We start from the raw sequence: 21,302 nt of genomic DNA, 5'->3' as shown, positions 1-21,302 counted from the left end.
CGGGCAGGGGTGCCCGCGGCCAGCCCCGTCCGTGGTCCCGGGCGTCAACGCATTGACGCCTGTCGCCTCCGGGCGACCGTTCGTCCTGTCGCCGCTTGCCGCCGGGCGGCGGGGCGTCCATCTTCTGTGTCATCACGCTGGGGAGCGTTCCATGTCTTCACGCCGTTCCAACGGCTTCACACTCGTCGAACTGCTGACCACGGTCGCGGTGATCGCCATTCTGTCGGCGATCGCCTACCCGAGCTTCCAGGGCGTCATGCGCTCGAACCGGATCGCGACCGCCAGCAGTGAGGCGTCCGGCCTGATCGCGCTCGCGCGCAGCGAGGCGATCCGCAACAAACGCGGGGGCGGTGTCTGCGGCAGCGCCACCGGCACCAGCTGCGATGGCAGTTGGGACAAGGGCATGCTGGCCTGGGCCGACGTCGACGGCGGCGGCACGTTCAGCGATGGCGAGGTCGTGCTCCGTTTCATGGCGGTCAACACGGCGGTGAGCGCGGTGGGGCCCGACGCCGCCGCGATCGCCTTCGACGGCCGCGGCCGCCGCCGCAGCGCCGATCAGCAGGAAATCGACCTGCAGCCGGACAGCTGCAACGGGCAGCCATTGCGCCGTCGTCTGACGGTCAACGCGTCCGGCCAGCTCAGCACCCTCAAGGAGAACTGCTCATGAGACGTTTCCGTGCCTCCGGAGGGCGCAGGGCCGCCGGCGGTTTCAGCATGATCGAGGTGCTGGTCACCATCATCGTGCTGGCCTTCGGCCTGCTCGGCTTCGCGCTGCTGCAGACCATGAACGTGCGTTTCGTACAGAGCGCCAACTACCGTACCCAGGCGACGAACCTGGCTTACGACCTGATCGACCAGATGCGGGCCAACCGGTTCCAGTCGGCCTGGTACACGGGCGCGTCGTTCGCGTCCGGCACGGTGACCCGCGCCGCCTGTACGCGTCCGACCGGAACCGTGACCATCGGGCAGAACGTGGCCCGCTGGCAATGCCAGGTGGTGCAGGCGCTCGGCGAGGGCGCCAGTGCCACCGTCACCAACGTCAACGGCCAGGTGCAGGTGGACATCGTGTGGGGCGACCAGCGTTGGGACAAGGCCAACCCCAATGCGCGCACCACCTTTACTGCGGTGACCCAGCTATGAGCCGTGCGTTTCCCCTGCCGCGCGCCGTCGCGGGCATCTCCCTGATCGAGGTCATGGTCGCGATGGTGATCGGCCTGGTGCTGATGCTGGGCGTGATCCAGGTGTTCAGCGCGTCCCGCGAGGCCTCGCAGCTGGCGCAGGGCACCGCGCGCGCGCAGGAGAACGCCCGGTTCGCGCTGGAGTTCCTGCAGCGCGACATCCGTATGGCCGGTCACTTCGGCTGCGTCAACGACCAGGCGCACTTCGTCAAGAACCAGGGCGATCCCGTGGTGAACATCGCCGGCGTTGCCACGGGCGATGGCAGCGCACTGGATTTCTCGGTCTCGATACAGGGCTACGAAGCCCCCAGCAGTGCCCCGGACAGCAACCTCACGCTGGGCGCGACCTGGGCGGAGCCGACTGACCTGCCGACGCCACTGAAGAGCCTGGTCCCGCGCGGCGGCAGCGATGTCCTCGTGCTCCGCTACCTCGCGCCGGTGGGCGTGCCGGTGACCAGCATCAGTGCAGGCAGCGACAACACCATCGGCTTCGACGGCGATCTGGGCAGGCGGCTGACCGAGGAGGGTGTTGCCGCCCCCACACTTTTCGGTATCGCGGACTGCAGTCATGCAGACGTGTTCGTCGGCACCTATGCGGTGGGCAGCGTCACCGCCAGTGGTGCCACGCTCAGCCGCTACAACGTGCAGCCGACCGGTGAAACCATGCTTTACCGCGCCGAGTCGATCGCGTACTACGTGGGGACGTCGGCCAGCGGCGAACCGGTGCTGATGCGCGCCCGCGCCAACGCCGCCGGCAATTACGACGTGCGCGAGGAGCTCGTTGAAGGCATCGAGAACCTGCAGGTGATGTACGGCCTGGATACCACGCCGGTGATCAGCCAGACCCAGTTGCCGGTCGGCAACGTTACCGTGCAGGGCACGGCGGCCGACGTCAGCACGGGCAACGATGCAGTGGCGGCCAATCAGTGGCGCCGCGTCGGTCAGGTCCAGGTGGGCGTGCTGGCACGCAGCCCGAATCCCTCGATGGCCTCGTCATCTGCCGCCGCTGTGAATGATCCGCGCCTGCTGGGCGTGCGTTTCGTACCGGCGGCCGCGTCCGACGGTCGCTACCGCGCCGCATACGAATCGACCATCGCCCTGCGCAACCGTCTCTTCGGGAACTGATGCCATGAACCGGTCTTCCAGAACCTTCACCGCACCTGCGCGTCAGCGCGGTGCCGTGCTGTATGTCGCCCTGATCATGCTGATCCTGTTGGCACTGATCGGCATCGCCGGCATGCAGGTGGCCGGCATGCAGGAAAAGATGGCAGCCAACTATCGGGCCACCAACACCGCCTTCCAGGCGACTGAAAGCATGACCCGGCGCACCGAGCACGCCATCGAGGCGATCGCCAACCGCACCTCGCCGGCCAGCGATGCGCCGATCACGGCCAGCAACATCGCGCTGAACTGTGATGATGGCTACGACCCGGTTGACTGGGGCCGGAGGAAGTCCATCACCGGCGCCGATGCGGTCAACGTGCGCCGTATCGACTCCTGCATCATCGGCGGCGGCTCGCTGGGCATGGGCAAGGCCCTGGACCCGACCGCACCGATCTACCAGATCACTTCCTTCGCCACCGATGTGCCGGCCGGTCCGTCCTCGTCGGCCGTCATCGACACCGTATTCAAGCTCTGAGGGCTGCCGACATGATTTCCCGCAAACTCGGTATCACCGCAGGGGCAGGTGTGCTGCTGCTCGGTTCCGGCCTGTACTTCATGTACAGCCTGTTCGCTGCCCAGGGGCAGGGCGAACTCGCCACGGCGCCGCTCAATTCGGTCAGCTCGGCGCCCCCGGCCTTCATCATGGCCGTCGACGATTCCAACTCGATGACGTTCGAGCGCATCTTCGTCGGCGGCGACGGACGCCTGCAGTGGAACGGCAGCAGTTTCTTCAAGTCGGCAGGTGTGTTCTACAACGTGGGTGCTGGTTGCAACAACAACTCGGTGGACTGCTATGTCTATCTGTTCCCGCACAACGGCTACAACGCCAGTTACACCCCCGGCCGTGCCGTTCCACCGCTGGATGAATTCGGCTTTGCGCGCTCGCCTGCCTACAACGCCGGCTACTTCAATCCGGCCGTGACCTACGAGCCGTGGCGCAAGGCCGACGGTGTGGGAGCTGCGGGTCTGTGGGATGCGGCGGTGCCGGGCAGCACCCGTGCCGATCCGCGTTCGGATTTCAAAACCGGCTACAACGTCATCTACAACCTGACGACCTCACGTGCGCTGACCTCTGAAACCTACAGCATCCTCACGGGCATGACCCTGCCCAAGGGTACGGTCTATTACTCCAGCGGCGAGACCTGCAACACCACCTATACCGATCGTCGTGGCAACGTGATCTCGAACAACGACGGTCTGCCCGATGCCAAGAAGCAGTGGGTCGCGCTGGACAAGGCCTGGGTGGCACCGACCAACTGCACGGTTCCGCTGCAGTATTTCCCGGCCACGTTCTATCTGCCGGAAGCGGCGCCGGCCCCGGCCGGATACAAGACCGCCGACGCCAACCGCCCGATCATCAAGAACGCCTGTGGTCCGTCCTGCAATCTGCGTCGCTACACGATCATCTCGGACAACTACGACAGCGGCTACAACGACGCCATCAAGAACTTCGCCAACTGGTTCCAGTACCACCGCAATCGCATCCTGTCGATGGTGGGCTCGTCCTCGCATGCCATGCGCGAGATCGAGAATATGCGGGTGGGCTACTTCACCATCAACAAGCTTGTCGACGTGACCATGTACGACGTGGTGAAGCAGCGCGCCGACCTGTACAAGAAGATCTACAGCCTGGCGCCCAACGGCGGTACGCCGAACCGCGAAGCGGTGGACTTCCTGGGCAAGCAGTTCAGCCGCACCGGGCCCGGCGCGCCGGTGGCGTTGGCGTGCCAGCGCAACGGCGGCATGCTGTTTACCGACGGCTACACCAACACCTCCAGCAAGGTCCCCGACGGCACCGACTACGGGAACGCCGATTCCTCGGGCACCACGCACTTCAGTGGTGCGCCGTTTGGCGACAGCTACAGCAACACCATTGCCGATATCGCGGCCGCTTATTACGACGGACCGTTGGTACCGCTCCGCACCGACGACGGGTTCCCCGCCGGGCAGGTGCCGGTCAGCAAGCAGTGCAGCACGCTCAGCAAGACCTCGGCGGACTGGAAGCGCTTGGACTGCCAGACCAATCTGCACATGAACTTCTACGGCGTGACGCTGGGCGCCCAGGGCAAGATCTATGAAGTGAACCAGGCGGCGACCAAGGATCCGTACACGACCGCACCGAACTGGAATGGCAACGGCAAGCCGATGGACTCGGATGACGGCCGCGTCATCGACGAACTGTGGCATGCCGCGATCAACACCCGCGGTGAGTTCATCAACGCCAAGACCCCGGCCGAAGTGACCGCCGCGATGCGCCGTGTGCTGTCCGCCGTCGCCGCCGGCTCCTCGCCGTCGGGCAGCATCGCGTTGACGGGTGCGCGCATCGGCGCCGGCTCGCTGACCGTCACTCCGACCTATGAAGTGGCCAATGAAGGTACCGACTGGTTCAGTCGTCTGGCCGCCAATCAGGTCTCGGTCAATCCCAGCACCCGGGCAGCGGTCTACACCCCGATCTGGGAGGCCAGCAGCAAGTTCCCGCTTGCGGCCTCGCGCAAGATCTATTTTGCCAACGGTAACGGCATCAGCGAATTCACTTCGCCGACGGTCACGCTGGACATGCTCTGTGGCACGCCCACCGACCTCTACCCCGGCATGAGCCGCTGCGACAGCGCGGGGCTGACTGGCCTGGCCACGGATGCGTCGGCCACCGCCTATCTGCGCGGCGATGCGAGCGGCGAGGTCCGCAACGGCGGCAAGCTGCGCGACCGCACCACGATCCTGGGTGACATCATCAATTCGTCGCCGCAGATCAGCGCCCCGATCGACGACTTCGGTTATGGCGCGCTGACGGATACGCCGGGCTCGACCTATGCGGCGTACCTGAAGACCAAGCTGAACAACCGCTACATGGTCTATGTGGGCGCCAATGACGGCATGCTGCACGCCTTCGATGGCGGTCTGGATGCGGAGGGCAAAACCGCCGGCAATGGCGGACGTGAGCTGTTTGCCTACATTCCGGAGACCTCGCTGGGCCACATGGGCAACCTGCTCAAGCCCTACAACCCGCTCAACGCCAAGGACCAGGTGCCGCACCGGTACTTCGTCGACGGTCCGGTGACTGTGGGCGACAGTCACTACGATGGCGCCTGGCACACCACTCTGGTCGGTACCACCGGTGCCGGCGGGCGGGGTGTGTTCGCGCTGGACGTGACCAAGCCGGACAACTTCGGCGCCAGCAGCCGCCTGTGGGAGATCAACGACATTTCCGGCGGCTCTACGGATATCCGGAACAACATCGGCTTTGTGCTCGGCAAGCCGGTGATCGTGCCGTTCAAGTCAGGCAACACCGTGAGCTGGAAGGCGATCTTCGGCAACGGTTACAACAGCAAGAGCGGCAAGGCGGTGCTGTTCGTGGTGGACATCGGCACCGGATCGCCCAACGTGCGCATGATCGAAGCCGCCGAATCCGGCACGGGGGCGCCGTCGGGGGTCAACGGGCTGGGCAACATCGTGGTGCTGGATCGCAAGGACAATGGCGACTCCACGCGGATGGTGCGCGATGGGTACGCCGATACCGTGTATGGCGCCGATGCCAACGGTGCCGTGTGGCGCTTCGATCTTCTTGAGAGTGGCAACAAGGTGAGCAAGCCGGTGTTCACCACGCTGTCGCGCGTCGAGTCGCGGATGACCTACCGCCAGCCGATTCTTGGCGGCCTGGTCGCCGCCTCGGGCGAAGGCGGTGGCGTGCTGCTGATGTTCGGTACCGGCAGCTTCTCCTTCGCCAATGACGTGGCGGATGAAACCACGCAGTCGCTGTACGCTTTTACCGATCGTTCCGGTGCCACCATCACGACCGTCACACGCGACAACCTGCAGCCATATGCGGTGCAAGTGGGCAGCGATGGTGTCTCGCGCTCGATGACGACGGGAACCCGGCCCACCGGGCCCTTGGGGTGGTACATCGATCTGCCGCGGGGCGAACGCATGATCGGCTATCCGGACGTGGTCGCCGGCGTGGTGTTCATGCCGACCTACGCGGCCCTGCTCAACTCGACGGGCTGCAGCACCGTCGGCAAGAACTGGCTGTTCGGCCTGGATGCCCGTTCCGGTGCGGCGGCGTTGTCGACCGTCCGGCTGGGCTCGCCGGGCGGCAAGTCCTACGCGGCGGGCACGGCGGCGGTCGCGCTGGATACCGGCGGCTCCGCACCGGTCAAGGACGTGGCGGTGTCGGTGGTGCCGCGTCTGCAGGCGCCTGCCAACCCGGGCGGCGGTGCCGCACCGCCCACCGTGCCGGGCAGCGGCTGCTGGATGGTGGTCAATGTGGCCGGCGCCCAGCCGATGTACCTGCCTTATCCCTGTGGTCGCCAATCCTGGCGCCAGATCCAGTAACGGAGACCGCACATGCGTTCGATGCTTTCCAACCGGTTCCGCGGCCATCGCCGCGGAGCCCCCGGCTTCACCCTGATCGAGCTGATGATCACCGTGGCGGTGGTCGCCATTCTGGCCGCAATTGCGTATCCGTCCTACCAGGACCAGATCCGCAAGTCGCGGCGTGCGCAGGCGAAGGCGGACATGGTGGAGTACAGCCAGATGGCCGAGCGTTTCCATACCGTGAACAACACCTACGCGGGCTTTGCACTGGGCGCGACCCAGACCCCGCGCGAGGGCGGCTCGGCGTGGTACGCGCTCACCATCCAGCAGACCCCGGCCACGTTCACCATCACCGCTACGCCCCAGGGCACGCAGGCGAAGGACAAGTGCGGCACGCTGACCATCAACCAGGCCAGTGTCAAGACGCCGGCCGAGGCGACGGTGTCCGGCTGCTGGTGATGCGGAACGGGGCAGGGTGTTGCATCGTCACGCGGCAACCTCTAGAATTCGCCTCCCCGCCCGAATAGCTCAGCCGGTTAGAGCACTTGACTGTTAATCAGGGGGTCGTTGGTTCGAGTCCAACTTCGGGCGCCAGATCATGCAGAAGCCGCGAGAAATCGCGGCTTTTGTCGTTTCCGCCACTGCCTCGGCGGCCGCGCCGCTCAGGGACACGGTTCGGTGCCGCGGTAGGTCAGGGATCGCGCACGCCCGGTGTTGTTCACGATCACATCGCCACGCCGCTCGTCGCGCAGGCACAGCGCGATGGTCAGATTGCTGCCCAGGCTGCGCCCATTGGCGCCATAGCGCAGGGTGGGGCGTCCGGACGTGGCGGTGGCCCGGATGCCACGCGCGCGCTGGCCCGGCTGGTAATGCAGCACGTCGTGCGGCGCGGCCGGCTGATCCTGGCGGCGGCGGTCGCGGTAGATCAACCACCCTGCGCTCCAGTCCAGGCTGCAATGCCGCCCATCGTCGCTTGCGCACACGCTGACGGCATGGCGGCGGCTGATCGCCGTGCTGCGCGCGGCGGCGAATGCGGTCAGCAGCTGCATCCGCATCGTATCCACGCGGGTCCGATCGAGCACATCCTGGAAGCCGGGCAAGGCCAGCGCGGCCAGCCCCGCCAGCAGGCCCAGCGCCAGCAGCAGCTGGATCAGGGACAGGCCGGCCGCCTGCGGAGGGGGACGGGTAACCGGGCGCATCGGGAACGTCCTTAACAGCGGAGGTATCGACAGTGCGCGGTCCGCGCGGTGGGCGGTATCGGCACATCCCGGCCGCTGGCCTCGGCATAGCCCTCAGCCAGCCGTCACCAAGGCCCCCGGTATACTGGAGGGCCCGGGCAGTGGCGGCACCATGAGCGATCGCTTTGAACTTGTTTCCCCGTACTCGCCGGCCGGCGACCAGCCAGCGGCGATCGAGAAGCTGACGGCCAACTTCGAGGCGGGTGTCGCCAAGCAGACCCTCCTCGGCGTGACCGGCTCCGGCAAGACCTACACCATCGCCAATGTGATCCAGCAGGTGCAGAAACCGACGCTGGTGATGGCGCCGAACAAGACGCTGGCCGCGCAGCTGTATGGTGAATTCAAGGCCTTCTTTCCGCACAACGCGGTGGAGTATTTCGTCAGTTACTACGATTACTACCAGCCGGAGGCCTACGTACCGTCGTCGGACACCTTCATCGAGAAGGACAGCTCGATCAACGAACACATCGAGCAGATGCGCCTGGCCGCCACCAAGACGCTGCTGTCGCGGCCGGACGCGATCGTGGTGGCCACGGTGTCGGCGATCTACGGCCTCGGTGCCCCCGAGGACTACCTCTCGCTGCGCCTGATCCTGTCCAAGGGTGAGCGCATCGACCAGCGTGATCTGATCAACCACCTTACCCAGCTGCAGTACACCCGCAACGAATACGAACTGCACCGCGGCACGTTCCGCGTGCGCGGCGAAGTGATCGATGTGTTCCCGGCCGAATCGGACAGCGAAGCGGTACGCATCGAGCTGTTCGACGGCGAGGTCGAGCAGATCAGCATGTTCGATCCGCTCACCGGTGAAAGCCTGCGGCGGCTGCAGCGGTATACCGTCTATCCCAAGACCCACTACGCCACCACACGCGAGCGGGTGCTGTCGGCAGTGGATACCATCAAGGCCGAACTGAAGGTGCGGCTTGAGCAGCTGTACGAGCAGAACAAGCTGGTGGAGGCGCAGCGTCTTGCCCAGCGCACCCAGTTCGATCTGGAAATGATGGCCGAAGTCGGGTTCTGCAACGGCATCGAAAACTACTCGCGGCATCTCACCGGCAAAGCGCCGGGCGAGCCGCCGCCGACGCTGTTCGACTACCTGCCGCCGGATGCGCTGCTGGTGATCGACGAATCGCACGTGACCATTCCGCAGATCGGCGCGATGTTCAAGGGCGACCGTTCGCGCAAGGAAACCCTGGTGGAGTTCGGTTTCCGCCTGCCGTCGGCGCTGGACAACCGTCCGCTGCGATTCGAGGAATGGGAGGCACGCTGCCCGCGCAGCATCTATGTGTCCGCTACACCTGGACCGTACGAGCTGCGCGAAGCCGCTGACGAAATCACCGAACTGGTGGTGCGTCCAACCGGTCTGATCGATCCGGTGGTGGAGATCCGTCCGGTGGGCACGCAGGTCGACGACCTGATGGGCGAGGTCAACGAGCGCATCAAGCTGGGCGACCGCGTGCTGGTCACCACGCTGACCAAGCGGATGGCCGAGAACCTCACCGAATACCTCACCGAGCACGGCATCCGCGTGCGGTACCTGCACTCGGACATCGATACCGTCGAGCGCGTGGAGATCATCCGCGACCTGCGTCTGGGCAAGTTCGACGTGCTGGTCGGCATCAACCTGCTGCGCGAAGGCTTGGACATGCCCGAGGTGTCGCTGGTGGCGATCCTCGATGCGGACAAGGAGGGTTTCCTGCGCTCGACGGGGTCGCTGATCCAGACCATCGGGCGTGCGGCACGCAACCTGCGCGGCAAGGCGATTCTGTATGCCGACCGCATCACCCGCTCGATGCAGGCGGCGATCGACGAGACCGACCGCCGCCGCGCCAAGCAGGTGGAGTACAACGAACTGCATGGCATCGTGCCCAAGTCTGTGTTGCGTCCCATTACCGATGTGCTGGAAGGTGCGCGGTCGGAAGCGGCCGAGAAGGAGAGCCGCGGCAAGGGCAAAGGCAAGGGGGGGCGGATCGCCGAGGAGGCGGTCGATTACCGGACGCTGGAACCGGCGCAGATCGCCAAGCGCCTGCAGGTGCTGGAGCAGCAGATGTACCAGCATGCGCGCGATCTGGAGTTCGAGGATGCGGCCCGTGTACGCGATCAGATCCGCCAGTTGAAAGAGGCGAGCTTGGGCTGAACAACGTCTTGTGAAAAATCTTCACAAAAGTGTTGCTCTTCCCAGGCGACGTCCGTAATATACGCGGCCTGCACCGACGCAATCGCGGCAGCGCAGAACGAAACGGGCGGTTAGCTCAGCGGTAGAGCACTACCTTGACATGGTAGGGGTCACAGGTTCGAACCCTGTACCGCCCACCACTTAAGTACCTGAGCAGTCAGAGGAAAGAGTGGATACGAACGAAGCCGGCCCTTGGGCCGGCTTTTTCGTTCTGGTCCTCCTGCAGGCGAGGTGCATGGGGGCGATCACCCTGTCGCCCCGGAGTATTCCGACGCACGCAAGCCGTGGCGTCTGATGGTGGCTGCCATGACGCCGGCAGACGATGGCCGTTCCATCGCCGCGCCGACTTCCATGCCACGCTCGTCCTCCGCTGCGACCGCCGACAATGTGCCGATGTTTGGCAAGGCCTGTGCCGCCAGCCTGCTGGGTGGCGTGTGTGCGGTGGTCTTTGCCCCTGTCCTGCTGCCGGTGGCCATCGCATGGTGTGGCCTCGTTGTCGGCGCGGCTGCCTGGAGCGCGTGGCCGCGCGGGCGCTGGTGTGGCGGGTTGCTGCTGGGCGCGGGGTGGGCGGCGCTGCACGGGCATGCTGGCCTGGCACTGCAGTTGCCGGCCGCCGCGACACCGGCCGAACATGCCCTGCGCGGCCGGGTGCTCGACCTTCCACACCACGGCGAGCGCAGCACGCGCTTCCGCTTCCGCATCGACGACGACGCCGGCATGCCCGTTTCGCTGCGTGGACGCGAGGTGGTGCTGGGTTGGCACGATCCGGTCAGGCCGGACGCGTCACAGGGGCGTCATGCACTGCGTGCCGGCGCGCGCTGGTCGCTGGTCGCCAGGCTGCGGCCGCCGCGTGGCCTGCGCAACCCGGGCGGCTTCGATGCCGAACGCCAGGCGTTGCTGCAGGGCGTGGCGGGCAGTGGCTATGTCACCGCGCCGCATCGGGCCCGCGCGCTGGGCCCGCCGACCGGCCTGCCGGCGTGGCGCGAGCGCATGGCCCAGGCCATCGCGGAGCAGGTACGCGGGGAAGGGCGCCGCTTCGTCCAGGCGCTGGCGCTCGGTGATACGCGCGGCTTGACCGCCCGCGACTGGGAGGACCTGCGGGCCCTCGGGCTGACCCACCTGGTGGCGATCTCCGGTTTCCATGTCGGTCTGGTCGCGGCGGTCGCGGCCTGGATGGCAGCGCTGGCCTGGAGGCTGCTGCCGGTGCTGGGGCGGTACTGGCCACGACCACTGGCGGCGGCGCTGGCGGCGGTCGCAGGCGCCGCACTGTACGCCGCCGTGGCCGGGTTCGCGCTGCCTACCGTGCGCACGGTGTTGATGATCGCCATCGTCGCGGCCGCGCGCTGCACCCGGCGGCGGGTCACCGTGGGGCAGGCATTGGCAATGGCGGCACTGGCTGTGCTGCTGTTCGACCCGCTGTCGGTTCTCGCGCCAGGCTTCTGGCTGAGTTTCGCCGGCGTCCTGTGGCTGGTGTGGTGCCTGCCCGGAACGGACCGGCATTGGCTGGCCGCATTTCTCGGGGCGCAGGGCGTGGCGACGGTGAGCCTGCTGCCCCTGACGGTGGCGTGGTTCGGCCAGGCGTCGCGCGCGGGGCCGCTGGTCAATCTGCTGGCCATTCCCTGGTGGAGCCTGGTCGTGGTCCCGCTGGCACTGCTCGGCACCGCGCTGGAGGCGCTGTACGGCGGCGCGGGGCGATGGCCGTGGCAGCTGGCCGCGTGGTGCTTCGACACCAGTTGGTGGCTGTTCGGCCACGTCGCCCGCCGGCCGTTCGCGTTGTGGTGGCTGCCGCAGGCCGGGCCGGCCGCGCTGGTGCTGGCCGTGGCAGGTGTGTTCTGGCTGCTGATGCCGCGCGGCGGCGGCGGCCGGTTGCCGGCGCTGGCGCTGTGTCTGCCGTTGCTGTGGCCGGCGCGGCCGCTGCCGGCCGACGGGGAGGTCGAACTGCTGGTGGTGGATGCCGGGCAGGGCCTGGCGGTGCTGATCCGCACCCGCACGCATGCGCTGCTGTACGACGCCGGCCCGGCCGTACCGGGCGGCTTCGATGCCGGCGAGCGGGTGGTTGTCCCGGCCCTGCACGCCCTGGGGACGCCGGTGTTGGACCGGGTGCTCCTCAGCCACGGCGACCTGGACCATGTCGGCGGCCTGGCCGCCGTGCGGCGGTCCCATCCGGAGGCGCGGCTGCTGGCGCCGTCGGGCGCGCTGTCAATGCCGGCGGCCGTGTGCCGTCGCGGTGACGGCTGGCGCTGGGATGCGGTTGATTTCCGGCTGCTGCACCCGCCGGCCGGGCAGGGCGGGCGCGGCAATGCCGCCAGTTGCGTGCTGCGCATCACCACGCCGCACGGGGCGATCCTGCTGCCTGGCGATATAGGCCGCCGCGAGGAGGCGGCACTGCTGGCGCAAGACGCACCGGGCCTGGCCGCCCGGGTAGTGGTGGTGCCGCATCACGGCAGCGCCGGATCGTCCACGCCCGGCTGGGTGGACGCGGTGGCGCCAGAGCTGGCACTGGTATCGGCCGGGCATGGCAATCGATTCGGCCATCCGCGGGACGAGGTGGTGGCGCGCTGGCAGGCACGGGGCGCGGAGGTGCTCAGCACCGCAGACAGCGGCGCGCTGCGGGTGTGGCTGGGCCAGGACGGCCTGCAGGTGCGTGAACAGCGGCTTTTCCAGCCCCGTTGGTGGGATGCCGCGGAGCGGGCGCGGGCGACTGCTATCCTATCGACAGTCAAACAGGCGGCCGCAGGGCCAGAGGGTTGAAACGTGTGGGAACTGGTCAAGGCCGGTGGCTGGCCGATGGTGCCGCTGCTGCTGTTGGGCGTACTGGCTTTGGCGATCGTCCTGGAGCGTTTCTGGACGCTGCGTCGCAATGAGGTCCTGCCCCCGGGGCTGGGCCAGGAAGTGCGCAACTGGGCGGCACGCGGCAAGCTTGATCCCGGCCACATCCAGTCCCTGCGGGCCAATTCGCCACTGGGCGCGTTGCTCGCGGCAGCGCTGGAAGCCCGCAACCGCCCGCGCGACCAGATCCGCGAGCGCATCGAAGATGCCGGCCGCCACCTGGTGCATCGCATGGAGCGCTTCCTGAACGCCCTGGGCACCATCGCCTCGGCCGGCCCGCTGCTCGGCCTGCTGGGCACGGTGGTCGGCATGATCCAGATGTTCCTGGGCATCCTCGACCACGGCGTGGGCGATGTGAACCAGCTGGCCGGCGGTATCGGCAAGGCGCTGGTGTGCACGGCCACCGGCATGATCGTGGCGATTCCGGCACTGATGTTCCATCGCTACTTCAAGGGCCGCATCAACGGCTACGTGATCGAGATGGAACAGGAGGCCGGCGCGCTGCTGGACGCGCTCGATGCGCGTCCCGGGGTGATGACCGGTGCCGCCCGTCCTGCCGCTGCCGCACCGGTCGCGGGTACGCCCGTGACGGTCAAGGGCTGACGGATGCGCATCCGCAATGACCGGACCCAGGACGAGCCGCATATCGATCTGGTTCCGCTGATCGATGTGATCCTGGTCCTGATCATCTTCTTCGTGGTCACCACCACGTTCGATGCACGCTCGACGCTGCAGGTACAGCTGCCGACGGCGAGCCAGCAGAACAGCGCCGAGCCACCGCGTGCGCTGAGCGTGCTGGTGAATGCCGAAGGACGCTATTTCATCAACGACCAGGAAGTGCTGCGTACCGACGTCGAGTCGGTCAAGCAGACCATCGCCGCGGTCGCCGGCACCGATCGCGAGCAGACCGTCCTGCTGCGCGCCGATGCCCGTACTCCCTACCAGGCGGTCGTGACCGCACAGGATGCGCTCGGCCAGCTCGGCTTCCGGCGCATCGCCATCGCAACGGCCCCCGAGGTGCGTCCATGAGCAGCAAACACGCGCCGGTCTGGCCGATCTACAAACGCCTGCTGGGTTACACCCGCGCCTACTGGGTCTTCATGGTGGCGGCGGTCATCGGCATGGTGGTCGAAGCCCTGGCCGGCTATCACTTCAGCAAGCTGATGGAGCCGCTGGTCAACCGCGGCTTCGTCAACCCCGAACCGCGCATGGCGGTGATTCTGCCGCTGACCATCCTGGGGTTGTTCGTGGCGCGCAGCGCGGCGACCTTCGTCAGTGACTACGCCTTGGCCCGCACCGGTCGCAGCGTGGTGCGCGATCTGCGTGAGCAGGTGCTGGAGAAGTACCTGCACCTGCCGTCGTCGCATTTCGATGCCGAGTCCACGCCGGTGATGGTCAGCCGTCTGAACTTCGACACCGAGCAGGTTACCCAGGCCAGTGCCGACGCACTCAAGACCCTGGTCGCCGACACGCTCACCATCATTGCCATGCTGGTGGTGATGCTGCAGATGAGCGTCAAGGTGACCGTGGCGATGCTGGTGGTGGTGCCGCTGATCGGCGTCATCGTCTCGTTCGTGGGCAAACGCTACCGGCGCATCAGCCGCGGCATCCAGGACGGCATGGGGACAATGGCGCAGACGGCCGAGCAGTCGCTGTCCGCGCAGCAGGAAGTGAAGGTGCATGGCACCCAGGCGCACGAGATGTCGCGCTATGCCCGCCTCGCCAACCGCATGCTGGGCCTCAACATGAAAGTGGAAACCACCCGCGCGGCGGCCTCCAGCGTGGTGCAGTTCCTGGCCGCGCTGGCGTTGGCGGTGATTGTGTGGGTGTCCACGCGCGAGGCGCTGGCCGGGCGGCTGAACGCGGGTCAGTTCATGGGCCTGATGATCTCCATGACGGCCATCATCCCGTCGCTGCGTCGCCTGACCAGCGTGCAGTCCTCGATCGCGCGCGGCGTCTCGGCTGCGGAACGCCTGTTCTCGATCCTGGACATGCCGGTCGAGCGCGACGAGGGCCGCAAACGCATCGGTCGCGCCAAGGGCGAGCTGGCCTTCGAGCATGTCATGCTGCGTTACCGCGAAGACACCGGCATCGCGCTGGACGACATCAGCTTCGTCGCACGGCCGGGGACGGTGACTGCGATCGTCGGCCGCTCCGGCAGTGGCAAGACCAGCCTGATCCGGCTGGTGCCGCGCTTTTATGAGCCCAGCGGTGGGCGCATCACCCTTGATGGCGTGGCCCTGGACGACTACCCGCTCGAGGACCTGCGCCGCCAGGTGGCGATGGTCGGGCAGAAGGTGATGCTGTTCGACGACACGGTGGGCGCCAACATCGCTTACGGCATGGACGCCACCGACGCACAGATCCGCGCGGCCGCCGAGGCCGCCAATGCCTGGGAGTTCATCGCGCGGATGCCGCAGCAGCTGCAGACGCCGGTCGGCGAGAACGGCGCGCTGTTGTCCGGTGGCCAGCGCCAGCGTCTGGCGATCGCGCGCGCGATCCTGCGTGATGCGCCGATCCTGATTCTGGATGAGGCGACTGCGGCACTGGACAACGAATCCGAGCGGCTCGTGCAGGATGCGCTGCAGCGCCTGATGCCCGAGCGCACCACGCTGGTGATCGCCCATCGCCTGTCCACCATCGAGCACGCCGACCAGGTGCTGGTCATGGACCACGGCCGTATCGTCGAACGCGGTACCCACGAGGAACTGCTGGCGCTGGGCGGCCTGTACGAGCACCTGCACAAGATGCAGTTCCGCGAAAGGCAGTCCTGATGGCCGGCAAGGGAACGCAGACGCCGTCGTACTGGTATGACGGCAGTCCGGTACCGTTGCCGGCGCGGCTGCTGGCCCCCCTGTATGGCGGCGCGATCGCACTGCGACGGATGCTGTACCGGCGGCGCTGGTTGAAGCGTCACAGTCTGCCGGTCCCGGTGATCGTCGTGGGCAATGTGACGGCCGGCGGCACGGGGAAGACGCCACTGACCATCGTGCTGGTGAACCGCCTGCGCGAGGCCGGGTGGAAGCCCGGCGTCGCCAGCCGGGGCTACGGCCGCGACGAGGCCGCCACGCCGCGCTGGGTGGACGCGGCGACCCCCACCGCGTTGGGCGGCGACGAACCGGTGCTGATCGCCTGGAAGACCGGCGTGCCGGTGCGCGTCGATGCGGATCGCGTGGCAGCCGGCCGTGCACTGGTCGAGGCGGGCTGCGACGTCATCGTCTGCGACGACGGCCTGCAGCATTACCGGCTGGCCCGTGATATCGAGATCGAAGTGGTCGATGCCCAGCGCCGCTATGGCAACGGGCGGCTGATTCCGGCCGGTCCGCTGCGCGAGCCGGCCAGCCGTGCACGCGACTGCGATTTCCGCGTCGTGAACATGGGCCAGGCCAGCAATGGCGCCGACGCCTTGCCGGCCAGCGGCTTCGGCGAGTGGCCGATGCAGCTGCACATCGACCACGCCCAGCCGCTGCAGGGCGGGCGGGCGCGCACGCTGGCGCACTTCCGGGGCCAGCGCGTGCACGCGGTGGCCGGTATCGCGCATCCGCAGCGGTTCTTCGACATGCTGCGCGCCCAGGGCATCGGCGTGGTGCCGCATGCGTTCGCCGACCATCATGCCTACCATCCCTCGGACCTGCGCTTCGGCAGCGAGCTGCCGGTGCTGATGACCGAGAAGGATGCGGTGAAGTGCAAGGCCTTCGCCAATGAGTGGCACTTCGCCGTGCCGTTGTCGGCGGAGTTGCCGGCGGCCTTCTGGGTGAACCTGCTGGACCGGCTGGACAAGCTCGGCAAGCGTTGACGGGCAGGGTGCCGGCTGCGGCACACTGCTCCCCATCATCCTGCCGGTCACGCGCCGGCGGTCCCGCCCCGCCGCTGCGCAGAGGTCTTCCATGAGTGCCCCCCTCGATTTCGTCGTCGCCATTCCCGCGCGCTTCGCGTCCACCCGCCTGCCGGGCAAGCCGCTGCGGCTGATCGGCGGCGAGCCCATGATCCTGCGCGTGGCACAGCGCGCGCTGCTGGCCGGCGCGCGCGAGGTGTGGGTCGCCACCGATGATGAGCGCATCGCCTCGGCGCTGGCAGGTCTGGACGGCGTGCGCGTGGCGATGACCGCGGCCGACCATCTGTCGGGCACCGACCGCCTGGCCGAGTGCGCGCTCCACGCCGGTTGGGCCGACGACACCGTGGTGGTCAACCTGCAGGGCGACGAGCCCTTCGCGCCTGCCGATGGCATCCGCGCCGTGGCCGAGGCGCTGGTCTACAGCGGTGCGGTGATGTCCACGCTGGCGACTCCGATCGAGGATGCCGACAGTCTGTTCGATCCGAACGTGGTCAAGGTGGTGCGCCGCGAAAACCTGGACGCGCTGTATTTCAGCCGCGCACCGATCCCGTGGCATCGCGATGCCTTCGCGCAGTCGCGCCACACCCTCTCCGGGTCGCACTGGCTGCGCCATATCGGCATCTACGGCTACCGCGCCCGCTTCCTGCGCCAGTTCGCCGCCTTGCCGCCTGGCGCGCTGGAGCAGCTGGAATCGCTCGAACAGCTGCGCGTGCTGGAGGCCGGCCATCGGCTGACCGTCGCACTGTCGCCGGCTGTGTTCCCACCCGGCATCGATACGCCCGAGGACTTGGACCGCGCGGAGGCGTGGTGGAGCGCGCAGGCGTGAAGCTGCTGGTGGTGTGCCTGGGCAACATCTGCCGCTCGCCGATGGCCGAGGGCGCTCTGCGCGAGCGCCTGGCAGCATCGCCACTGTCGGGGCGGGTCAGCGTCGATTCGGCCGGCACCGGCGACTGGCACGTCGGCGAGCCGCCGGATCGGCGTGCGATCGCCTGCGCCGCGCGGCACGGCGTGGATATCGCCGGCCTGCGCGCGCGCCAGCTCCAGCGCGTGGATTTCGACCGCTTCGACCACGTCTTCTGCGCCGATGCCAACAACCTGCGCGATGCCGCGCGACTGGTCGGCGCGGCCGGGCAGGCTCGCCTGTCGCTGTGGCTGCCGTGGGCCGGGATCGAGACCCCGGCATCGATCCCGGATCCGTACACCGGGGGGGAAGATCATTTCGAGCAGGTCTGGACCCTGGTGGACGCGGCGGCCCAGGCGACCGTGGCACGACTGTTGCATGACGCCGACTCCGGCATAATCGGGCCATGAACGTCCAGCCCGTCCAGGATCTCCCCGAGTTCGCCACCTGGCTCAACGCCGCCCCGACCACCCTGGCCGAACTGCAGGGCCGGCCGGTGGTGCTGGCCTTCGTCAACGCCGCCTCGGTGTGGTGCGCGCAGCGCCTGGCCGAACTGGAGTTGTGGCGGTCGCGCAACCCCGGCAAGGTGCAGCTGCTGGTGCTGCAGGTGCCGCGCTTCGACTGCGAACGCGACCCGGCACAATCGCTCAAGCTGCTGCGCAGGCAAGGGGTGACCGCGCCGGCGCTGCTCGACGCGGACTGGGACGGCTGGCGGCGCTTCAATGTCACCGCCTGGCCCACACTGGTGCTGCTGGATGCCCAGGGCCGTGAACGTGAGCGACTGGTTGGCCTGGGCGGTGAGCTGGAGCGCACCCTCAACGGGCTGTGCGAAGGCGCCACACGCCCCCTCGACGATGAGCTCAACGTGCGCCGCGAGCTGCATCCCGAGCCCCGCCTGCCGCTGAGTTTCCCGACCGGGCTGGCGGTGACCACCGAGCGCCTGTATATCGCCGACACCGGGCACCACCGTGTGCTCGAGTGCAGTCACGGGGGGCGCGTGCTGCGCCAGTTCGGGCTGGGTACTGCCGATTTCATGGACGGGGGGCCGGGCGAAGCCGCCTTCAACCGGCCGCAGGGGCTCGCGCTGGAGCGCGAGTGGCTGTACGTGGCCGACACCGGCAACCACGCCCTGCGCCGCATCCATCTGATTTCCGGCCAGATCGACACGCTGTGCGGCACTGGCCGTCCCGGTGAACCGATCGAAGGGCCGATCGCCGATCCGCGCCGCAGCCCGCTGAACCACCCGCAGGGCCTGGCCGTGTCCGACAACCAGATCCACATCGGCATGGCCGGCGACAACCGCATCTGGAGCTACCACCAGGGCCAGCGCGCGCTGAAGTGGCGTGCCGGGTCGGGTGCCATCGAGGAGCGCGACGGCGGCAGCCATATGGCGGCGTTCGCGCAACCGACCTCGCTGGCTGCCGTGCAGCAGGCGCTCTACGTGTGCGACGCGCTTGGCTCCTCGATCCGCGCGATGCAGCTGCGCGGCGATCTGGTGCAGACGCTGGTCGGGCAGGGCATGTGGTCGTTTGGTGACGAAGACGGTCCACGCGCCACTGCCCGCCTGCAGTATCCGCAGGCGATCGCGCTGAGCCCCGATGCGCCGCTGCTGTGGATCGCCGATACCGGCAACGGGCGCCTGCGCACGCTGCGCCTGGGCGGCGGTGAACTGAGCACGCTGGAACTGCCGCGCCGTCTGCATGGACCGGCCGGGCTGGCACTCGGCGGCGGGGCGGTATGGATCGCCGAGACCGATGCCCATGCCGTGCTGCGTTTTGATCCGGTCAGTGGCGTTCTGAGCGACGTCCCGATCAGCGAATGACCGTTTCTTCCGCCCCCGCCTTCGACGGCAAGGCATTTGCGGCCCAGCTGAGCACCGCCCCCGGCGTGTACCGCATGTATGCCGCCGACGACACGCTGCTGTACGTCGGCAAGGCGCGTGCGCTGCGCAACCGCGTGGGCAGCTATTTCAACGGCACGCCCAAGTCCACGCGGATCATGTCGATGCTGTCGCAGGTCGCGCGGATGGACGTGACCGTGACGCGCTCGGAGGCCGAAGCGCTGCTGCTGGAAAACCAGCTGATCAAGTCGCTGTCGCCGCGCTACAACGTCTCCCTGCGCGACGACAAGACCTACCCGCACGTGCTGCTGACCCGGGAGGACTGGCCGCGCATCGCACTGCACCGCGGCCCGCGTGCGGTGCCGGGCCGCTACTACGGCCCGTATCCGGGCGTGACCGCAGTACGCGACACACTCAACCTGATGCACAAGCTGTTCAAGCTGCGCAGCTGCGAAGACAGCGTGTTCCGCAACCGTTCGCGGCCCTGCCTGCAATACCAGATCGGCCGCTGCAGCGCGCCGTGCGTGGATCTGGTGGCGGCCGACGACTACGCCGAGTCGGTGCGCCGTGCGTCGATGTTCCTGGAGGGCAGGAGCGACCAGCTCGCACGCGAACTGGGCACGCAGATGCAGGCCGCCAGTGAAGCGCTGGAGTTCGAGCAGGCCGCGCGCCTGCGCGACCTCATCACCGCGCTGCGCAGCATGCAGACCCGCCAGTACGTGGACGGCCGCGCCGCCGACCTGGACGTGCTGGCCTGCGCCACCCAGGGCGCCAATGCCTGCGTGATGCTGCTGGCCTTCCGTGACGGCCGCAACCTGGGCACGCGGCCGTTCTACCCGCGCACCAACGGCGAGGAAAGCGCCGAGGAAGTGCTGGCCGCGTTCGTTTCCCAGTACTACGCAGAGCATTCGCCGCCACGGGAAATCCTGCTCGACCGGGAAATCCCCGATGCCAGCCTGATCGAATCGGCGCTGTCCACGTCGGCCGAGCACAAGGTGCAGCTGCGCTGGAACGTGCGTGGCGAGCGTGCCGGCTATGTCGAACTGGCCAGCCGCAACGCGCAGATCACCCTTGTCAGCGAACTTACCAGCCGCAGCGCCCAGCACGCGCGCAGTGAAGACCTGCGGCAGATGCTGGGCCTGGCCGAACCGGTCAAGCGGGTGGAGTGCTTCGACATCAGCCACACGATGGGTGAGGCCACGGTGGCCTCATGCGTGGTGTTCGACGCCAGTGGCCCGGTGCGCAGCCAGTATCGCCGCTTCAACATCAGCGGCATCGAGCCGGGCGACGATTACGCCGCGATGCGCCAGGCCATCGACCGCCGCTTCCGCCGTGCGGTGGAGGAGGACGGCGTGCTGCCGGACCTGCTGTTGATCGACGGTGGCGCAGGCCAGCTGGCCCAGGCCCAGGCGGCCCTGGCCGATCTGGGTGTGGAAGGGGTGATGCTGGTGGGCGTGGCCAAGGGCGTCGAGCGCCGGGCGGGGCACGAGGCGCTGGTACTGCCGGATGGCCGCGAGCTGCGTCCGGGCGCGGCCTCGCCGGCCCTCCAGTTCATCCAGCAGGTGCGCGATGAAGCCCATCGTTTCGCCATCACCGGCCACCGCGGCCGCCGCCAGAAGGCGCGGATGACCAGCAAGCTGGAGGATATCGCCGGTATCGGCCCGCGCCGCCGCGCCAGCCTGCTCAAGCATTTCGGCGGCCTGGTCGGGCTCAAAGCGGCCGGCGAGGCGGAAATCGCCAACGTGGAGGGCATCAATGACGCCCTCGCTGCACGCATCTACGCTAACCTTCATGGACTGCCCACGCCCGACGCGGCGGGCGAGTAGAGAG

At 67.9% G+C, this 21,302-nt stretch carries 17 protein-coding genes and 2 tRNA genes; 18 read left to right on the top strand and 1 reads right to left on the bottom strand.

From position 1 onward, the window contains the following. Positions 1 to 151: 151 nt before the first annotated feature. From GDJ08_RS04720 to GDJ08_RS04690, 7 genes are all read left to right on the top strand, one after another. Positions 152 to 667, top strand: a complete 516-nt coding sequence (locus GDJ08_RS04720; RefSeq protein WP_017356379.1) for a GspH/FimT family pseudopilin — start codon at positions 152 to 154, stop codon at positions 665 to 667. Beyond that, on the top strand, positions 664 to 1,140 hold the full coding sequence (gene pilV / locus GDJ08_RS04715) for a type IV pilus modification protein PilV (protein WP_017356380.1): 477 nt from the start codon (positions 664 to 666) through the stop codon (positions 1,138 to 1,140). The genes GDJ08_RS04720 and pilV overlap by 4 nt, the downstream gene beginning before the upstream one ends. Further along, positions 1,137 to 2,303, top strand: coding sequence for a PilW family protein (locus tag GDJ08_RS04710; protein WP_017356381.1), 1,167 nt, complete (start codon positions 1,137 to 1,139; stop codon positions 2,301 to 2,303). The genes pilV and GDJ08_RS04710 overlap by 4 nt, the downstream gene beginning before the upstream one ends. Before the next feature lie 4 nt (positions 2,304 to 2,307). Further along, complete coding sequence (locus GDJ08_RS04705) at positions 2,308 to 2,817, top strand: pilus assembly PilX family protein (protein WP_017356382.1); 510 nt, start codon at positions 2,308 to 2,310, stop codon at positions 2,815 to 2,817. 11 nt (positions 2,818 to 2,828) lie between these two features. Continuing rightward, positions 2,829 to 6,671, top strand: coding sequence for a pilus assembly protein (locus GDJ08_RS04700; RefSeq protein ID WP_017356383.1), 3,843 nt, complete (start codon positions 2,829 to 2,831; stop codon positions 6,669 to 6,671). A 12-nt stretch (positions 6,672 to 6,683) separates the two neighbouring features. Then, complete coding sequence (locus GDJ08_RS04695) at positions 6,684 to 7,112, top strand: type IV pilin protein (protein WP_017356384.1); 429 nt, start codon at positions 6,684 to 6,686, stop codon at positions 7,110 to 7,112. Positions 7,113 to 7,170: 58 nt separating this feature from the next. Continuing rightward, a tRNA-Asn gene (locus GDJ08_RS04690) sits at positions 7,171 to 7,247 on the top strand. 68 nt (positions 7,248 to 7,315) lie between these two features. Here GDJ08_RS04690 and GDJ08_RS04685 read toward each other — a convergent pair. Next, the gene (locus tag GDJ08_RS04685; RefSeq protein ID WP_153164377.1) at positions 7,316 to 7,852 is read right to left on the bottom strand and encodes a GspH/FimT family protein; all 537 of its coding nucleotides are present in this window, start codon (positions 7,850 to 7,852) and stop codon (positions 7,316 to 7,318) included. A gap of 151 nt (positions 7,853 to 8,003) precedes the next feature. Here GDJ08_RS04685 and uvrB point away from each other — a divergent pair, with 151 nt between their 5' ends. From uvrB to uvrC, 11 genes are all read left to right on the top strand, one after another. Beyond that, positions 8,004 to 10,028 carry an excinuclease ABC subunit UvrB gene (gene uvrB, locus GDJ08_RS04680; RefSeq protein WP_153164376.1) on the top strand — a complete coding sequence of 675 codons (2,025 nt, stop codon included), beginning with the start codon at positions 8,004 to 8,006 and terminating at the stop codon, positions 10,026 to 10,028. Between the two features lie 104 nt (positions 10,029 to 10,132). Beyond that, positions 10,133 to 10,207: transfer RNA gene (locus GDJ08_RS04675), tRNA-Val, on the top strand. A gap of 166 nt (positions 10,208 to 10,373) precedes the next feature. After that, the gene (locus GDJ08_RS04670; RefSeq protein WP_324616656.1) at positions 10,374 to 12,818 is read left to right on the top strand and encodes a DNA internalization-related competence protein ComEC/Rec2; all 2,445 of its coding nucleotides are present in this window, start codon (positions 10,374 to 10,376) and stop codon (positions 12,816 to 12,818) included. Positions 12,819 to 12,821: 3 nt separating this feature from the next. Continuing rightward, positions 12,822 to 13,499, top strand: a complete 678-nt coding sequence (locus GDJ08_RS04665) for a MotA/TolQ/ExbB proton channel family protein (protein ID WP_136006988.1) — start codon at positions 12,822 to 12,824, stop codon at positions 13,497 to 13,499. Between the two features lie 3 nt (positions 13,500 to 13,502). Beyond that, complete coding sequence (locus GDJ08_RS04660) at positions 13,503 to 13,925, top strand: ExbD/TolR family protein (RefSeq protein WP_136006985.1); 423 nt, start codon at positions 13,503 to 13,505, stop codon at positions 13,923 to 13,925. Then, on the top strand, positions 13,922 to 15,670 hold the full coding sequence (gene msbA, locus GDJ08_RS04655) for a lipid A export permease/ATP-binding protein MsbA (protein WP_136006983.1): 1,749 nt from the start codon (positions 13,922 to 13,924) through the stop codon (positions 15,668 to 15,670). The genes GDJ08_RS04660 and msbA overlap by 4 nt, the downstream gene beginning before the upstream one ends. Next, positions 15,670 to 16,692: a tetraacyldisaccharide 4'-kinase gene (lpxK, locus tag GDJ08_RS04650; RefSeq protein ID WP_153164375.1), complete on the top strand. Its 1,023-nt coding sequence runs from the start codon at positions 15,670 to 15,672 to the stop codon at positions 16,690 to 16,692. Before msbA ends, lpxK begins: the two co-directional genes overlap by 1 nt. A 91-nt stretch (positions 16,693 to 16,783) precedes the next feature. Then, on the top strand, positions 16,784 to 17,557 hold the full coding sequence (kdsB, locus tag GDJ08_RS04645) for a 3-deoxy-manno-octulosonate cytidylyltransferase (RefSeq protein ID WP_153164374.1): 774 nt from the start codon (positions 16,784 to 16,786) through the stop codon (positions 17,555 to 17,557). Beyond that, positions 17,554 to 18,042, top strand: coding sequence for a low molecular weight protein-tyrosine-phosphatase (locus GDJ08_RS04640; protein WP_153164373.1), 489 nt, complete (start codon positions 17,554 to 17,556; stop codon positions 18,040 to 18,042). The genes kdsB and GDJ08_RS04640 overlap by 4 nt, the downstream gene beginning before the upstream one ends. Beyond that, positions 18,039 to 19,454: a hypothetical protein gene (locus GDJ08_RS04635; protein ID WP_153164372.1), complete on the top strand. Its 1,416-nt coding sequence runs from the start codon at positions 18,039 to 18,041 to the stop codon at positions 19,452 to 19,454. Before GDJ08_RS04640 ends, GDJ08_RS04635 begins: the two co-directional genes overlap by 4 nt. Next, positions 19,451 to 21,298 (top strand): excinuclease ABC subunit UvrC, encoded by a 1,848-nt coding sequence (gene uvrC / locus GDJ08_RS04630; protein WP_153164371.1) that lies wholly within the window; start codon positions 19,451 to 19,453, stop codon positions 21,296 to 21,298. The genes GDJ08_RS04635 and uvrC overlap by 4 nt, the downstream gene beginning before the upstream one ends. Positions 21,299 to 21,302: the final 4 nt, after the last annotated feature.

This window comes from Stenotrophomonas nematodicola (assembly GCF_009467805.1).
GTDB classification, from domain to species: Bacteria; Pseudomonadota; Gammaproteobacteria; order Xanthomonadales; family Xanthomonadaceae; genus Stenotrophomonas; species Stenotrophomonas nematodicola.
This window is presented reverse-complemented; position numbering and strand designations above follow the sequence as displayed.

What these genes read in the sequence shown, in the direction of transcription:
- lpxK (WP_153164375.1), top strand. Translation starts at nt 15,670, where the DNA reads ATGGCCGGCAAGGGAACGCAGACGCCGTCGTACTGGTATGACGGCAGT.
- pilV (WP_017356380.1), top strand. Translation starts at nt 664, where the DNA reads ATGAGACGTTTCCGTGCCTCCGGAGGGCGCAGGGCCGCCGGCGGTTTC.
- uvrB (WP_153164376.1), top strand. Translation starts at nt 8,004, where the DNA reads ATGAGCGATCGCTTTGAACTTGTTTCCCCGTACTCGCCGGCCGGCGAC.
- GDJ08_RS04635 (WP_153164372.1), top strand. Translation starts at nt 18,039, where the DNA reads ATGAACGTCCAGCCCGTCCAGGATCTCCCCGAGTTCGCCACCTGGCTC.
- GDJ08_RS04710 (WP_017356381.1), top strand. Translation starts at nt 1,137, where the DNA reads ATGAGCCGTGCGTTTCCCCTGCCGCGCGCCGTCGCGGGCATCTCCCTG.
- GDJ08_RS04695 (WP_017356384.1), top strand. Translation starts at nt 6,684, where the DNA reads ATGCGTTCGATGCTTTCCAACCGGTTCCGCGGCCATCGCCGCGGAGCC.
- GDJ08_RS04705 (WP_017356382.1), top strand. Translation starts at nt 2,308, where the DNA reads ATGAACCGGTCTTCCAGAACCTTCACCGCACCTGCGCGTCAGCGCGGT.
- GDJ08_RS04685 (WP_153164377.1), bottom strand. Translation starts at nt 7,852, where the DNA reads ATGCGCCCGGTTACCCGTCCCCCTCCGCAGGCGGCCGGCCTGTCCCTG.
- uvrC (WP_153164371.1), top strand. Translation starts at nt 19,451, where the DNA reads ATGACCGTTTCTTCCGCCCCCGCCTTCGACGGCAAGGCATTTGCGGCC.
- GDJ08_RS04700 (WP_017356383.1), top strand. Translation starts at nt 2,829, where the DNA reads ATGATTTCCCGCAAACTCGGTATCACCGCAGGGGCAGGTGTGCTGCTG.
- GDJ08_RS04720 (WP_017356379.1), top strand. Translation starts at nt 152, where the DNA reads ATGTCTTCACGCCGTTCCAACGGCTTCACACTCGTCGAACTGCTGACC.
- GDJ08_RS04670 (WP_324616656.1), top strand. Translation starts at nt 10,374, where the DNA reads ATGACGCCGGCAGACGATGGCCGTTCCATCGCCGCGCCGACTTCCATG.
- kdsB (WP_153164374.1), top strand. Translation starts at nt 16,784, where the DNA reads ATGAGTGCCCCCCTCGATTTCGTCGTCGCCATTCCCGCGCGCTTCGCG.
- msbA (WP_136006983.1), top strand. Translation starts at nt 13,922, where the DNA reads ATGAGCAGCAAACACGCGCCGGTCTGGCCGATCTACAAACGCCTGCTG.
- GDJ08_RS04660 (WP_136006985.1), top strand. Translation starts at nt 13,503, where the DNA reads ATGCGCATCCGCAATGACCGGACCCAGGACGAGCCGCATATCGATCTG.